At 56.7% G+C, this 14,035-nt stretch carries 13 protein-coding genes; 8 read left to right on the top strand and 5 right to left on the bottom strand.

Going from position 1 to position 14,035, the window contains the following annotated elements:
• Positions 1-3: 3 nt before the first annotated feature.
• On the top strand, positions 4-1,332 hold the full coding sequence (locus JJO78_RS02730; RefSeq protein WP_007152875.1) for a DUF1329 domain-containing protein: 1,329 nt from the start codon (positions 4-6) through the stop codon (positions 1,330-1,332).
• Positions 1,333-1,379: 47 nt separating this feature from the next.
• On the opposite strand, the gene JJO78_RS02725 is transcribed toward JJO78_RS02730, so the two are convergent.
• Positions 1,380-3,455, bottom strand: coding sequence for a tetratricopeptide repeat protein (locus JJO78_RS02725; RefSeq protein ID WP_127402338.1), 2,076 nt, complete (start codon positions 3,453-3,455; stop codon positions 1,380-1,382).
• Between the two features lie 206 nt (positions 3,456-3,661).
• On the opposite strand from JJO78_RS02725, the gene JJO78_RS02720 reads away from it, so the two are divergent.
• The gene (locus JJO78_RS02720; protein ID WP_075195493.1) at positions 3,662-4,651 is read left to right on the top strand and encodes a helix-turn-helix transcriptional regulator; all 990 of its coding nucleotides are present in this window, start codon (positions 3,662-3,664) and stop codon (positions 4,649-4,651) included.
• Between the two features lie 22 nt (positions 4,652-4,673).
• Here the strand turns inward: JJO78_RS02720 and JJO78_RS02715 are convergent, their stop codons facing one another.
• From JJO78_RS02715 to JJO78_RS02705, 3 genes are all read right to left on the bottom strand, one after another.
• Positions 4,674-5,666, bottom strand: a complete 993-nt coding sequence (locus tag JJO78_RS02715) for a porin (protein WP_075195494.1) — start codon at positions 5,664-5,666, stop codon at positions 4,674-4,676.
• A gap of 33 nt (positions 5,667-5,699) precedes the next feature.
• Positions 5,700-7,385 carry an arylsulfatase gene (locus JJO78_RS02710; protein ID WP_273622771.1) on the bottom strand — a complete coding sequence of 562 codons (1,686 nt, stop codon included), beginning with the start codon at positions 7,383-7,385 and terminating at the stop codon, positions 5,700-5,702.
• A 169-nt stretch (positions 7,386-7,554) separates the two neighbouring features.
• Positions 7,555-8,667, bottom strand: coding sequence for an S-(hydroxymethyl)glutathione dehydrogenase/class III alcohol dehydrogenase (locus JJO78_RS02705; protein WP_273622770.1), 1,113 nt, complete (start codon positions 8,665-8,667; stop codon positions 7,555-7,557).
• 89 nt (positions 8,668-8,756) lie between these two features.
• Between JJO78_RS02705 and JJO78_RS02700 the strand changes: the two genes are divergently transcribed.
• The 4 genes from JJO78_RS02700 (at position 8,757) to JJO78_RS02685 (ending at position 11,901) form a co-directional block, all read left to right on the top strand.
• On the top strand, positions 8,757-9,344 hold the full coding sequence (locus tag JJO78_RS02700) for a TetR/AcrR family transcriptional regulator (protein ID WP_091641575.1): 588 nt from the start codon (positions 8,757-8,759) through the stop codon (positions 9,342-9,344).
• Between the two features lie 75 nt (positions 9,345-9,419).
• The gene (locus JJO78_RS02695) at positions 9,420-10,541 is read left to right on the top strand and encodes an alkene reductase (protein WP_273622767.1); all 1,122 of its coding nucleotides are present in this window, start codon (positions 9,420-9,422) and stop codon (positions 10,539-10,541) included.
• A gap of 32 nt (positions 10,542-10,573) precedes the next feature.
• A complete protein-coding gene (locus tag JJO78_RS02690; protein WP_273622766.1) occupies positions 10,574-11,323 on the top strand; it encodes an SDR family oxidoreductase in 750 nt (249 codons plus the stop codon).
• Positions 11,324-11,421: 98 nt separating this feature from the next.
• Positions 11,422-11,901 carry a DUF6231 family protein gene (locus tag JJO78_RS02685; RefSeq protein ID WP_273622764.1) on the top strand — a complete coding sequence of 160 codons (480 nt, stop codon included), beginning with the start codon at positions 11,422-11,424 and terminating at the stop codon, positions 11,899-11,901.
• Between the two features lie 9 nt (positions 11,902-11,910).
• Here the strand turns inward: JJO78_RS02685 and JJO78_RS02680 are convergent, their stop codons facing one another.
• Positions 11,911-12,738 (bottom strand): fructosamine kinase family protein, encoded by an 828-nt coding sequence (locus JJO78_RS02680; RefSeq protein WP_273622763.1) that lies wholly within the window; start codon positions 12,736-12,738, stop codon positions 11,911-11,913.
• Between the two features lie 35 nt (positions 12,739-12,773).
• On the opposite strand from JJO78_RS02680, the gene JJO78_RS02675 reads away from it, so the two are divergent.
• Entirely contained in the window at positions 12,774-13,193 is a 420-nt protein-coding gene (locus JJO78_RS02675; RefSeq protein ID WP_075195505.1) for a YkvA family protein, read from the top strand.
• A 64-nt stretch (positions 13,194-13,257) separates the two neighbouring features.
• Positions 13,258-14,034, top strand: coding sequence for a flagellar motor protein PomA (pomA, locus tag JJO78_RS02670; protein ID WP_273622761.1), 777 nt, complete (start codon positions 13,258-13,260; stop codon positions 14,032-14,034).
• Position 14,035: the final 1 nt, after the last annotated feature.

Genomic DNA, 14,035 nt, shown 5'->3' with positions numbered 1-14,035 from the left:
ATCATGAAACGAGCATTCCGAAAATCCGTGTTTAATGGCCTGGTGATCGGTCTTACGGCGGGCGCCTTCTCCGCTGGCGCCTTTGCCAGTGACAAGGTCATCAACGAATCGTTCCATCCATACAAGGATCAAATGCCAAGCCACGAAGGGCTTAGCGCCGGCATGACCATCGACGAATCCAACGTGGCACAGTTCAAGGACGTGATCGATCCGGCCTTCTATACCTTCATCGAGAACGGCTGGACATCCATTGCCGTGGGAAAGACCACGTCCTTCGACCTGCACCCTGCCTATGTGGACGCAACCCGCAACGCCCTGGGTGAGGTTTCCCTGGGTGAGCAGGTCGGGGAAATTAACGGCTGGAAAGCCGGTCGCCCGTTCCCGCAGGAGCCGGATGCGGATGACCCCCGCGCCGGCGAAAAACTGGCCTGGAACTACAAGTACGGCTACAACTGGGGCGACAGTGCCGCCATCATGCCGTTCTACTGGAAGTACCGGGACATGGAATCAGCCAAGGTGGAGCGGACCATCAAATTCAACTTCCACTTCCTGAATTACAAGGGCCGAGTGATACAGGAACCCACCCCGGAAATCACGCCCAACCCGTCTGACCTGTTCCGCGCCATCTATGTACAGGTACTCGACCCAGCGGACGTCCGCAATACGCAACTTCTGATTCACCGGGCCGCCGACGACCTCAAACGTGATAACTCCTGGCTCTATTTGGGCTTCCAGCGCCGCGTGCGCCGCCTGGCCACAGGCCAGGTTACCGATGCCTTTCTCGGTTCGGACCTGATGATCGAAGACTTCGAGGGCTACAACGGCCGCATTTCCGACATGGACTGGACCTATAAGGGCACCCGTTACATGCTGATGCCGTTCTACAACCACAACGAGCTGAAGCTGGACGAAGAAACCCACAGCGACAGCAATGGTTACCAGGTGGTGGCTTTCAGTGGCAAGGGCGGCTGTTTCCCGGACATCACCTGGCAGCTCAGAAAGGTGTACGAAGTGGAGGCGAAACCGGTGGATGAAAGCCATCCGCTGTCGAAACGTATCCACTACATGGACGCCCAGACGTTCACCATTCCCCGCACCGTCGCCTATGACCGTAAGGGCAGCCTGTGGAAAACCTTCACCATCGGACAGGCCCATCCAGACCACCACCTGCCCAAGAACGAGGGTACCGGTGTATCCATTGACGACAGCTTCAGCATGATCGACGTGCAGGCCAGCCACTGCACCACCGGCCAGTTCAAGGGCCAGGTCGACCCCGAGCTGTCCCCCCCCAATATGTTCAACGTGCAGCATCTCCGCGCAACCGGCAGTTAAGGCTGGTGTACCCCTTGGGCCCGTATTATCGGGCCCTTTTTTATTCATTAAAGATGGCTCATCAGCGCCCGGATGCGACGATTGTCGGGGAACCGGCCCAGCAAAGACGCGATCACCTCACGGGCCTTATCCTTCTGGCCCAGCTGATACAGTGCCACCGCGTAGCGGTAGCCGAACAACCATTGCTCCGGGGCAAGCTCAGCGGCCTGCTCCAGATTTTCCAGGGCTGCTGGGTAGTCCTTCAGCTTCAGGTTTATCAAGCCACGCAGGTGAACCAGCTGCGCCTCACCCGGCGATGCCTCCAGCGTTGAGTCAATCAACTGGATCGCTTCACGGTTACGACCTCCAGAGCGGAGAACATCCGTTAGCTGAATGGCTGCCGGGACATAACCACGGTCTTTCTCCAGGGCACGGTCTAACGTCTTTTCGGCCTTGTAGATCATGTCGTTCGCCAATAGGTAGCGGGCCTTCAGGACAAGGCCCGAGGGAAGGTCTGACTGAACATCCAGGAAGCGCTCGTATTCGTTCCGGGCATTTTTCCAGGCCCCTGAATCCAGGGTTTGACCCAGCCTCACCAGCGTTTCGAAGGCTGCGATGCGTACCGCAAGGGATGGATCATTAAGGCCGACTACCGCCAATTTCAGGGCCTGATCTTCGGCCCCATGGCGCAGCACTCTGTAGGCACTCTCACGAATCACCGCATGTTTGCTCCGGAGCAGTTCCGCGACAAGTGATGGTTTGTTCCGGGCCAGCGCTTCACCCCATCGCTCCAACAGCGTAGCCCGGCGTAGTGCCGGTTTGTCAGAGTCTGTGAGGTAAGCCGTCACCTCTGCTATGTCCTGCTGCTGAACGTGATACCAGGTATCAGTCTCATAGAGTTCCGGGAACCAGCCACCCACTGTGGCTACTGACCAGTCGCGCTCCTTGTCAGAGTGGCACGCCAGGCACACATCCGGGCTACCACTAGCTTTCGAGACATCCGGCCGCGGCACCATGAAGCTGTGTTCACGGCGGTCATCAATCTTCATGAAGGTGGTTTCTGGCATGTGGCAGTTCACACACAGGGCCCCGCCGCTGTCTTCAGGATGATGGTGATGCTCCGGCGTATCAAAATCGCCGGCATCGTGGCACTGCGCGCAGACGGCGTTTCCCTCTGCTTTAAGTTCCCCGCTGTGGGGGTTGTGACAGTCGCTGCATACCACGCCGGCCTGAAACATTCTGCTTTGCTCAAAGGAGCCCAGCACAAACACTTCTTCCCGCACCCGGCCATCGGAATAATACAGCGGCTGCTCTGGCCGGCTCAGGCTATACTGGTCATGGACCTGGCCGCCCTTAGTGTCGGCCAGACTGGTCCTTAACGAGTGGCAACGCCCGCAGGTAGTCACCTGCGCATCACTGGATGATTTTCCCGTGTGTCGTGGCGGGCGGCCACCTTCACTGACCAGCCAGGCTCCCATCGCCGCCAGATCGACGCCGGCGCCGAGGGACCTGTCCTGGTGCTTGGCTTCGGCGTGTGCCTGTGCCGTTTCATGACAGGCAGTGCAGCTCACTGCAACGTGATCCCAGGTGGTATTGTAAGTATCGCTTTGCGTATCGTAGTTGCGCTCTAGCCCAGTGGAGTGGCAATCCGCGCACTGGTTGTTCCAGCTCTGGTAGATGCCGGTCCAGTGCATGGCATCTCCGGGATGGTTTTCACCCGCTTGATCCAGCCTGAACCAGCGCTGACCACCTTCGGGCTCGTCCCGGGAATCCCAGGCAATATTTAACGCCTGGAGCCTGCCATTACCGATATCGATCAGATACTGTTGTAACGGATAAACACCGAAGGTATATCGCACCGTCCATTGCTTTGTTTTCCTGCCTTCAGTGGTATGGATAACGTAGGTATTTTCAGTGCGGCTGAACCGGACCTCAAGATCGTCGTCGCTGTAGGTCGCCCCGGAGAAATCGCCTGATACAGAACCTGGGCTGGCAGGCGCCATCGCCGCCGCATGTTGCGACTCACTCCATTGTTCCACTTCATCTGCATGACAACCGGCGCAATCTGCCGGTTTAGCGACAACACCTGCGCTTGTTAATACCAGACAAAAGAACACCGACAAACACCGGTCAGGGTTAATCATATCGTTCAATCTCGCGTCGTGAACGTCGGGTATTTACCAGATGCTTAACTGATTATCGCGTCTGGATCGCCTTATTGGCTTCCGTTGCCTTTGTCCTGCAAGGCCCGAGCTGAGACCCACTACAGCTGGCCTGTCCATTGCTTATAATACTCAACAAAACGGATGGAAATTCCGAACAGAGCATACAAAAACAACGATATTGCGCTATGAAGAAAGACGACGTTCCCTTTTCCCACAACATCGGCGTTCAGTCCTCCGATTTTGAGGAAGCCCGTTGCTTTATCAACTCCCGCATCGATGATCGGGAAGTGTCACCGCTGTCCGCTAGTGGGAGCGCTAACAATCTGCTGACCTGCCAACCACTGGGGGGCTCTACTCTCTTTGGTGCTCAATGGTCGGAGAAAGTCCATGTCCAGTCGGATGCACAGTCAACCTTCCATGCGATACTGGTATTGTCAGGTCGCATTCACTGCAACGCACTGAACCAGGATATTCCCCCCAACAGTTTGCTTTTAATCGCGCCGGGGAAGCTCGCAGATCTGGTCTGGGAAAAATCCACCAGATCCGTCGTTATAAACCTCTCCAAACAAACGTTGATTGACAACCTGGGCGTTCCAAGCCTCGAACTCCTGCGGGACGACACGACCCTTGTGTCTGGAAACCACCAGGATGCTCAGTTGCTTAAAAACGGCATTGAGTGCCTGGCAGCGCAGCACCAGATTTATCAGGGAAACATCGGGGTTTCAGTTCAAAAACAATGGGAGAGTCTCCTGGTAGCTCAGTTATCAGATCAACTCCACCGGCCTGGAACCGAAAACCTGAATATTCTGCCAGCGCGTATCCGGCTCGCAACAGACTGGATTCTGGCGAATATTCGGGAACCCATATCAGTATGCGATTTGCTTCGTGTTACCGGAGCCAGAAGGCGCTCCCTTGAGTCCGGTTTTCGAACCTACCTGAACACCACGCCTGCTAAATTCATTCTTCGTCATAAGCTCAAAGGCGTAAGGGAAACGCTCCTGTCGGACCCGGATATCAACATCGGCGATGCTGCGTTCTCCTACGGTTTCAATCACCTCAGCCATTTCACATGCAAGTACCAGGAGGCCTTCGGCGAGCTGCCTTCGGAAACCGTGCGGCAGCGCCGAAATGCGCACTTCGTGTTGCCTAAAAAGGCCCGGTCCAGGACGGTATAGGCCGGGCAAGACGCTTTCATGTTCAGAAAGACAAGCTAAAGCCCACCGCATAGTTGCTTGGCAGAGTGTCGTACTGACCGGTCTCGGCCCAGACTTTCATCTGCGGTGCCACTCGCTGTTCCACCTTGAGGGTGTAAACGCTCTCATCTTCAGCGTTATAGTCATGGTTCTTTTCCTTGTACCCAATCGCAACACCCGCCCCACTACTCGCAACGTAGTTGGCCGATATACCGTAAGAGTCATAGTCTGCCTTACCATCAGGCGCCAGGGGGTATGGTGAGTTGGAGTTGTGTTCCCAAACCGCGCCCAGTGTCAGGCCCCCAAGGCTGTAGCTAGCTCCGGCGGCGGAGATCTGGTAATCGTCGGTGGCGAATGGTGGCAGTTGTTCCTGCATCAACATCGTTGTTCCAACCGCAAAATTAAGATTCTCACTCTTGTGAACCAGGCGAATTGCTCTACCGTCCACATCCTGATCGTTGCTGTCATTCAGCGTAATTGCCGCCACTACCAGTTTGGTCTTCATTAACCAGGGTGTGTGATAGGCAAATGTCCCGGATGTCCTGTCCGGCTGGGCAAAAATTCCGTCAGGGTGGAGATCAGCGTGGGGCTCGTTGAATTCGTAATGATTGATGGGGCTATAGATGTCTACCCACTGCCCACTCGTTCCGCGCGGCGCCACTACAAACATGCCGTAACGGGTCGGTAGCCAGAACTTTGCTTCTTTGACGTGTACCTCCGCTTCTCCTCCCGGATTGCGGCTATCAGCATCGTTGGCGGCCGCGGCCAGATCCACCTCAACTGCATAGTTCAGGTTCAGCCCCTTGTCGATGACCGCCTTGCCCCTCAATCCCAGCTCCAGTTCAAAAGCCTCAGCCTCGGCATCAGCACCTTCAATTTTCAGGGCACCGGCGCTCAGATAGCCGTACGCCTCCGGTTGCTCCAGCTCTACCGCTATTGCGGGGGTCGCGACAGCGGCGGAAACCGCAGCTGCCAAAACAGTTTTACGGATTGTCATACTAGTTCTCCTGCTTGTTTTTGCGGGGCGCGGTTACTCAACACACTTGCCGTACAGGCAGGTGGTGAAGCTGTAACCTACTTTCCTCATGTCCGCAGGATCAGCAGGAAAGACACCGTTGCGGCTAATGTATGCGTCCCACTCCACTAGCATTTCCTTGAGCTTTTCCGGCTTCTCCGCAGCCAGGTCGGTTGTTTCAGCAGGATCTTCTTCCAGGTTGAACAGCTGCCACTCTCCCTGGCCATAGGGCTCTTCCAGTAGCCGGATTTTCCAGTCGCCCTTACGCACCGCGGCACGGCCCAGCAACTCCCAACCAACAACGCGGTTTGTCTTGGCTTTACCATTCAGGCCTGGGAGCATGGACACGCCCTGGATATCGAAAATTTCACGGCCGTTATAGGGGCTTGTGGGCTGTTCAATACCCGCCAACTCCAGAAAGGTGGGCATAACATCCATCACGTGGAAGAACTCGTGGTTAATTTCGCCACCGGACTGACCCGGCAGGCTGAGAATGGCCGGAACCAGCAAGCCGCCCTGGGACGGGTATGCCTTCCACATAGGATATGGCGTAGCACTGACCTGCCCCCACTGAGCGCCATACCAGATGTAAGAGTCAGGACGGCCGATATTGTCGTAGCTGTTGTCGTACTCGGAGGCAATCCATTCCTTATTCCTGGGCAACACTTCCGGGCTATTGCCATCGGCACCGTTATCGGAGATGAACAGCACGACGGTGTTGTCCAGCTCGCCCGTCTCCTCCAGATAGCCCATCACACGGCCGATATTGTGGTCCATGTTGTCGACCATGGCCGCGTATACTTCCATCTTGCGGGCTTCAATCTTGCGCTGCTCATCAGTCAGTTCATTCCAGGTGGGAAGTTCATCAAACGGAACATTGGCTGAAAGCTCATGGCCTATGAGCCCCATCTCCTTCATCTTACCCACACGCTGCTTGCGAATTGCCTCATAGCCCTCGCCATACTGGCCCTCGTATTTGTTTATGTAGGACTCTGGTGCATGGAGCGGCCAATGGGGTGCGGTAAATGCAAGAAAACTAAAGAAAGGCTTGTCTTCTGCAGCATCGATATATTCGATGACCTTGTCGGCGTAGAAGTTAGATGAGTAGAAACCTTCAGGCGCCTCAACCTGCTTCCCATCCTCCAGATAGATTGCCTTTGGATCGACACCAATAATGGCGCGCCCATCATCAAAATGGCTGGCGCCACCTTGGACAAGCACCCAGGAGTTATCGAAACCACGAGCTGCCGGGCTCAGCTCTTCCGTCCGACCGAGGTGCCACTTACCGGCTATCGACGTACTGTAACCATTGTCTCGAAGGACTTCTGGAAGGGTTGCTACGAGATCGTTCAGATACCCTTCGTAACCGGGTTTACCTTTCTGCTCTGCAGTGAGTAGTTCAGCCATGTTACCGATACCGGCCTGATGGCTGTCAGTACCGGACAACAGCATGGACCGAGTAGGAGAGCAGGTTGGTGCGGTATGGAAGTTGGTCATGCGGACGCCTTCATCCGCCAAGGCATCCAGGCTTGGGGTTTCGATTTCCCCGCCGTAAGCGCCGATGTCGGAGTAGCCCAGGTCATCGGCCACAATCAGGAGAAAGTTGGGTTTGCCCGCATTATCAGCGGAGGCCATCATCGAGGCTGCCATTAGCCCCAGGGCCATACCCAACCGACGAAGCAGTGCATTGTTGTTATACATTTCATGCCCTCAGTCAGTTTGTTGTTGAGCCACCTGTGAGTGGTCAACTTCATTCTGCTGAGGGTTGTGGTGTAAGGGTTATCCCGTATGCGCAGGGCCTAACCAAAATGCGCAGAAATCTGGAAAGCGGGCGTCCCTGCCCAGACTGGAAGGGTGGTTTTATGCCTTATCAAAAATGAATAACCGTCCGAATACTCTTCCCCTCATGCATCAACTCAAACGCCTCGTTGATGTCCTCAAGAGGCATGTTGTGGGTGATAAACACGTCCAGTGGAATGTCTCCTTTCTCGGCCTTTTCGACATAGCCGGGCAGTTCCGTCCGGCCCTTCACGCCACCAAACGCAGAACCTTTCCAGACCCGGCCGGTAACCAGCTGGAACGGCCGGGTGCTGATTTCCTCACCGGCACCGGCCACGCCGATGATGATGGATTCACCCCAGCCTTTATGACAGCACTCCAGGGCTGAGCGCATCACGTTGACGTTGCCGATACACTCAAAGGAGTAGTCCACACCGCCGTCTGTCATTTCAACGATGACTTCCTGAATCGGCTTGTCGTAGTCCTTGGGGTTCACTACGTCCGTGGCACCCAGCTGTCTGGCGATATCGAACTTGCCGGGGTTGATGTCGATGGCGATGATGCGGCTGGCCTTGGCCATGGTGGCGCCAATAATCGCCGCCAGGCCGATTCCGCCGAGACCGAAGATAGCGACCGTCGCGCCTTCCTCCACCTTAGCTGTGTTCAGCACCGCGCCGATACCGGTAGTGACGCCACAGCCCAGAAGGCAGACTTTGTCCAGTGGTGCATCCTTGGGTATCTTCGCCAGGGAAACTTCCGGCAATACCGTGTATTCCGAGAAGGTGGAGCACCCCATGTAGTGATAGACAGGCTCACCCTTGTAGGAAAAACGGGAGGTACCGTCCGGCATCACTCCCTTGCCCTGGGTTTCGCGCACGGAACCACACAGGTTGGTTTTGCCAGACGTACAGAACTTACATTTTCCACATTCGGCGGTATAAAGAGGGATCACGTGATCACCCACTTCGACGGAGGTGACACCTTCACCAACCGCCTCAACAATGCCACCGCCTTCGTGGCCCAGGATGGCCGGAAAATTACCTTCGGAATCGGCGCCGGACAGCGTGTAGGCGTCCGTGTGACAGACGCCGGTGGCAACGATACGCACCAGCACCTCCCCTTTCTGGGGCGGGGCAACATCCACTTCCACAATTTCCAGCGGTTTGTTGGGGGCAAACGCCACCGCAGCACGGGATTTGATCACTGGCAGACTCCTTGAACGTGGTTCGGAATAAAATGTCTCGGGTTTTACGGGTTTGACGCTTACTAGACGACCGGTCTAATATACCAGCCATGACATCGAACGACACCCGCAATCACATCATCCACACCGGCGCCGACCTGATTGGTCAAAAAGGCTTCGGCGCGACGGGCATCAATGCCGTGCTGACCGCCGCCGGTGTACCCAAAGGGTCGTTCTACCATTACTTTAGCAGCAAGAACGATTTCGGGTTGGCTGTCATCGACACCTTTGCGCAGGAATACGACACCAAGCTGGATCGGATTCTGAACGACCACACCCGCTCGGCGGTGGACCGCCTTAGGGCCTACTTCGACACTGGTCTGGAAACCATGACCAGCTGCGAATTCACCCGGGGCTGCCTGATTGGCAATCTTGGCCAGGAGCTGGCCGGGCAAAACGAAACCTTCCGCAGGCGCCTGGACACCGTTTTCCAGGGTTGGGAAAAACGCTTTGAGCGTTGTGTTGAAGAGGCTCGCCAGGCCGGCGATATCGATGCATCCATCGACCCTGCCGACGTCGCCAGCTTTCTGCTTTCCGGCTGGGAAGGCGCCATTCTCAGAGCCAAGGTTCTGAAGTCTACCGAGCCCATGGAGCGGTTTGTGCGGGTCTTTTTCCGCCAATGTCTTGGCCTTCACTGAACGCCCACATTTTTTTCAGTCATTCCTAGTAGACTGGTCTAATTACACTCAGTTAATCCTCAAGGAGAGTGATCAATGAACAACGTAAACGACGCACTGTTTCAACCGCACGATCTCGGCACCCTGACGCTGCCCAACCGCGTTCTGATGTCTCCCCTGACCCGTTCGCGCTCCAGCCAACCTGGAGACGTACCGAACGAGATGAACGCGCAGTACTATCAGCAGCGGGCCGGTGCAGGGCTGATCATCAGCGAAGCAACCCAGGTGTCACCTCAGGGTAAGGGCTATGCATTCACGCCAGGCATCCACTCGGAGGAGCAAATCGAAGGCTGGCGCAAGGTCACCAGTGCGGTGCACATGGCGGGCGGACGCATTCACATGCAGCTCTGGCACGTTGGCCGAATTTCCCATACGGCGCTGCAGCCGGATGGCAACAAGCCTGTAGCACCATCGGCGATCAAACCCGAGGGCGCCAAGACCTTCATCAGCGCCGACTCCGGCATGGTGGACGTGCCCGAGCCCAGGGCTCTTGAAGCCGGCGAAATGGCGGACATCGTGGAGCAGTATCGCCAGGGCGCGCTGAACGCCAAAGCGGCCGGGTTTGATGGCGTTGAAGTACACGCCGCCAACGGATACCTGCTGGACCAGTTTCTCAAGAGCGGCAGCAACCACCGCAGTGATGAGTTTGGCGGCTCCGTTGAAAACCGGATGCGCCTGCCACTGATGGTGATCGAGGCCGTGATCGACGTCTGGGGCAAGGACAATGTCGGCGTTCGGGTCAGCCCGACCGGCAGCTTCAACGCCATGTACGACGAGGACCCGGTCGAAACCTTTGGTGAATTCGCGAAGCGGCTGAACGACCTGGGCATCAGCTACATCGAGGTCGTGGAAGACTCGTTCCAGGGCAACCATGCGAACGGCCGCCCGGAATCGGTGATCGATGCCATCCAGGCTGGATTCCACGGCACTTACATCGCCAACGGCGCCTACACCGCTGAGGAAGCTCGCAAACGGATCGGCAATGACCGCTGTGATCTGGTGACCTTTGGCCGTCCATTTATCGCCAACCCCGATTTGCCCGAGCGTTTCCGCCAGCATGCGGAACTGAACAAATGGGATGACAGCACCTTCTACGGCGGCGATGAGCGCGGCTATACCGATTACCCGACGCTGAAGGAACTTGAACCCAGCGTCTGAACATCACTTTCACACGAGTAAGGAGTCAAACCATGAGCAATACCAACGACCCAATCAATAGCAAAGTCGTGATTATCACCGGCGCCAGCAGTGGCCTGGGTGAGGCAACTGCCCGCCGCCTGGCAGCGCGAGGAGCCCGGCTGGTGCTTGCAGCCCGTCGCGAAGACCGCCTGTCCAAACTGGCAGAAGACCTGAAAGCCGAGGGTGCTGAAGTCACCTGGCAGGTGACCGATGTGACTGACCGAAACCAGGTGGAGTCACTGGCTGCCACCGCGAAAGAAACCTTCGGCCGGATCGACGTACTGATCAATAACGCCGGCCTGATGCCACTGGCACCGCTGGACGCCCTGAAGGTCGATGAGTGGGACCAGATGGTGGACGTCAACATTAAAGGCGTGATGTATGGCATCGCGGCTGTGCTGCCGACCATGCGGGAACAACACAGCGGGCATGTGATCAACCTGTCGTCCGTTGCCGGACACAAACTGTTCCCCGGCGCCGCTGTGTACTGTGCCACGAAATACGCGGTGAAGGCGCTGTCTGAAGGCTTGCGCATGGAAGCCGGCGACGAGATCCGCAGCACCAATATCTCACCGGGCGCCATCGACACCGAGCTGACCAGCACCATCACTGACCCGAACGCCAAACAGGCAGCGGATGAACTCTACAAGGTGGCGATTGATTCCGATGCGGTGGCGCGGGCCATCGTCTATGCCATCGAACAGCCTGCGGACGTGGATATCAACGAAATTATCCTGCGGCCAACGGCTCAGGAGCTCTAAGGCTGTTGCTTGCTGAACGCTGTCGGCGTGCATCTGGTTGATGCCGCCGACAGGCGGGTGTGATACTGGTTGTTCCATTCCAGACGGACACACCAAACATGACCACTGTGCAGCAGGCCCTGGCCCGCATTATCGATACCTGCCAACCGGCCACACTGGTGGTTTGCGGCGAGATCGCTGGTGAGGTTGGGGATCACTGGTGCCGGCACCACAGCGAGTCGGCCATGACCACCCTGGATACCAGCGCCCCCAACGATGCCTTCCCTCTGCCCGAGACCCAGGACCTGGCCCTGGTGACCAACACGCTCGAACACCTGAACCACGACGAGGGCCAAGTACTGCTGGGCCAACTGCGCAACTACGGCACCCACCAGATTGCCGTTGTGGTGAAAGACTGCCCCGGTTGGTCGTTTACGGACTTCATCGGGCTGGGCTTCCGCCGGCAGGCTGAGCTTGGTTACGAAGACAGCCCACTCACGCTCTACACCTACAACATCGACAGCTACAACCACAAACGCGCCTGGAACAATCCCGACAACTGGGCCAATCCTGAAATGTGGGACAAGGCCTGGTGGTAGCGGCCACGCTTACAGCGAGGCCACCACGTCAAGGTTGTGGCGACAGGCGCTCAGATAGGATGCCCCGAAAAGGTTGTAGTGATTGAGGGTGTGGTACAGGTTGTAGGTGGCCCTCTTGGTGTCGTAGACATCCGTTCTGGGGTAGACCCGGTCATAGGCACGATAAAAAGCCGAGGAGAAGCCACCAAACAGCTCTGTCATGGCAATGTCCGCCTCCCGGTCACCGTAATAAACCGCGGGATCAATCAGCCAGGGCCCGGCGCTGTCGAACAGGACATTCCCGGACCATAGGTCGCCGTGGAGCAGGCTTGGGTGTCCGCAATGCGCATTCAGAAACCGGGCGAGCTTGTCGCCCTGACGCTCAAGCACCGTTTCGAACTCGTCCCGGACATGGTCATTGCGGATCATGCCTACCTGCACACCCAGTCTATCTCCCCGGAAAAACGCACCCCAATCGTCCGTCAGGCGGTTCTTCTGTGGTGACATCCCAATCATGTTGTCGGCGTCGAACCCGTACTCGGGCTGACGTACCGCATGCATTTGCGCCAAGCCTTGGCCGAGTGCGGCCATGGCTTCCTCGCTCGCCGGGCCAGGATGGATCTTCGGAATCACCAGCTCGCGGGCTGATACGGCTTTCACCTCCGGCACACGCAATCCGCTGACACCGGCCGCCTTGAGGGTGTCTGCCAAAACCTCAAGACCGCGGGCTTCGCACAACAGCGCATCGGGAAAGGACGAAGGATTCTGTTTCACGTAATCGGTCATGCCACCAGTATAACCATGATCGGAAATCGCCTCGCAAACACCCTTGGCTTTGTCACAGGCTTCATGGATCATGGAGCTGCAAGGCCATCCCACACAGGAATAGCCCGATGACAGGTTTTAGCAAGCGCACGGCAAACGAACAGTTGAATCAAGAGGCGGACAAGGTTCACCGCAGAGATGTGGGCGCCCTGCTCGACCGCCAGCAGGCCATCGAGGACAAAGTCAGGAACAGTGGCAAACTGAGCCGGTTCAGCACTGACATCCGGCTGATGTTTTCCATGCTCAGGGACTACTGGCAGGGCAACTATCGCGAAGTACCCTGGAAAAGCATTGCGGCGATCGCCGGTGCCCTTGTTTACGTACTCAATCCCCTGGATTTGATTCCGGACCTGCTGCTGGGATTCGGCCTGCTGGACGACGCCGGTGTGGTGGCCGCATGCCTGGCCCTGGTGGAATCCGACCTGCTTCGTTACGCAGCGTGGAAAGATCTTAAAATAGAAACACAAACGCTTACGGATAGCGATTGATTCAATAGTGGACTACCGTTAATCTTCGAAAGCCCTCTGAATCACAAAACCCTTTGGAGCTAATGTGGATTTTGCCACCCTGATCGGCCTCGTTGGGGCCATCCTGCTTATCGCGTCTGCCGTCATACTTGGCGTGTCGCCGGATGTCTTCATCAACCCGCCCTCAATACTGATTGTGGTCGGTGGCACCATGCTTGTCGTGCTGGCGAAGTTCAGCCTGAGCCAATTTTTCAGCGCCTTCAAAGTGGCTGCACGGGTTTTCAAGTTTCGCCTGCCTGACACCCGTGAAAGCATTGATGAGCTGATAGAAGTGGCCAATATTGCCCGCAAGGAAGGTGTCCTGGGTCTGGAAGACCGTGAAATCGGCTCGCCCTTTCTTGGCCAGGGAATACAAATGCTGGTCGATGGTCAGAACGCCGAAACCATCAAACATCTGCTCTCCAAAGAACGCTTGCTGACGCTGGATCACAATCGGTCTGGCGCAAAAGTCTTTACAGCAATGGCAGACGTGGCCCCTGCCATGGGCATGATCGGCACACTCATTGGTCTGGTGCAGATGCTGTCCAATATGGAAGACCCGAAATCCATCGGCCCTGCCATGGCGGTTGCCCTGTTAACCACACTCTACGGTGCAATGATTGCCACCATGATCGCCACCCCCATCGCGGACAAACTCTCGCTGCGAATGACTGAGGAAGCGCGCCTGCAATCGCTCTATATTGATGCGCTGGTTGCTATCAAGGAAGGCACCAATCCACGGGTTATCGAACAGATGCTGTCGAGTTACCTGACGCCGAAAGAACGTGAGAAAAACTCAGAAGCCGAGACCGCAGGCGCTTAGC

The organism is Marinobacter sp. DS40M6, from assembly GCF_028581595.1.
GTDB lineage: Bacteria > Pseudomonadota > Gammaproteobacteria > Pseudomonadales > Oleiphilaceae > Marinobacter > Marinobacter salarius.
This window is presented reverse-complemented; position numbering and strand designations above follow the sequence as displayed.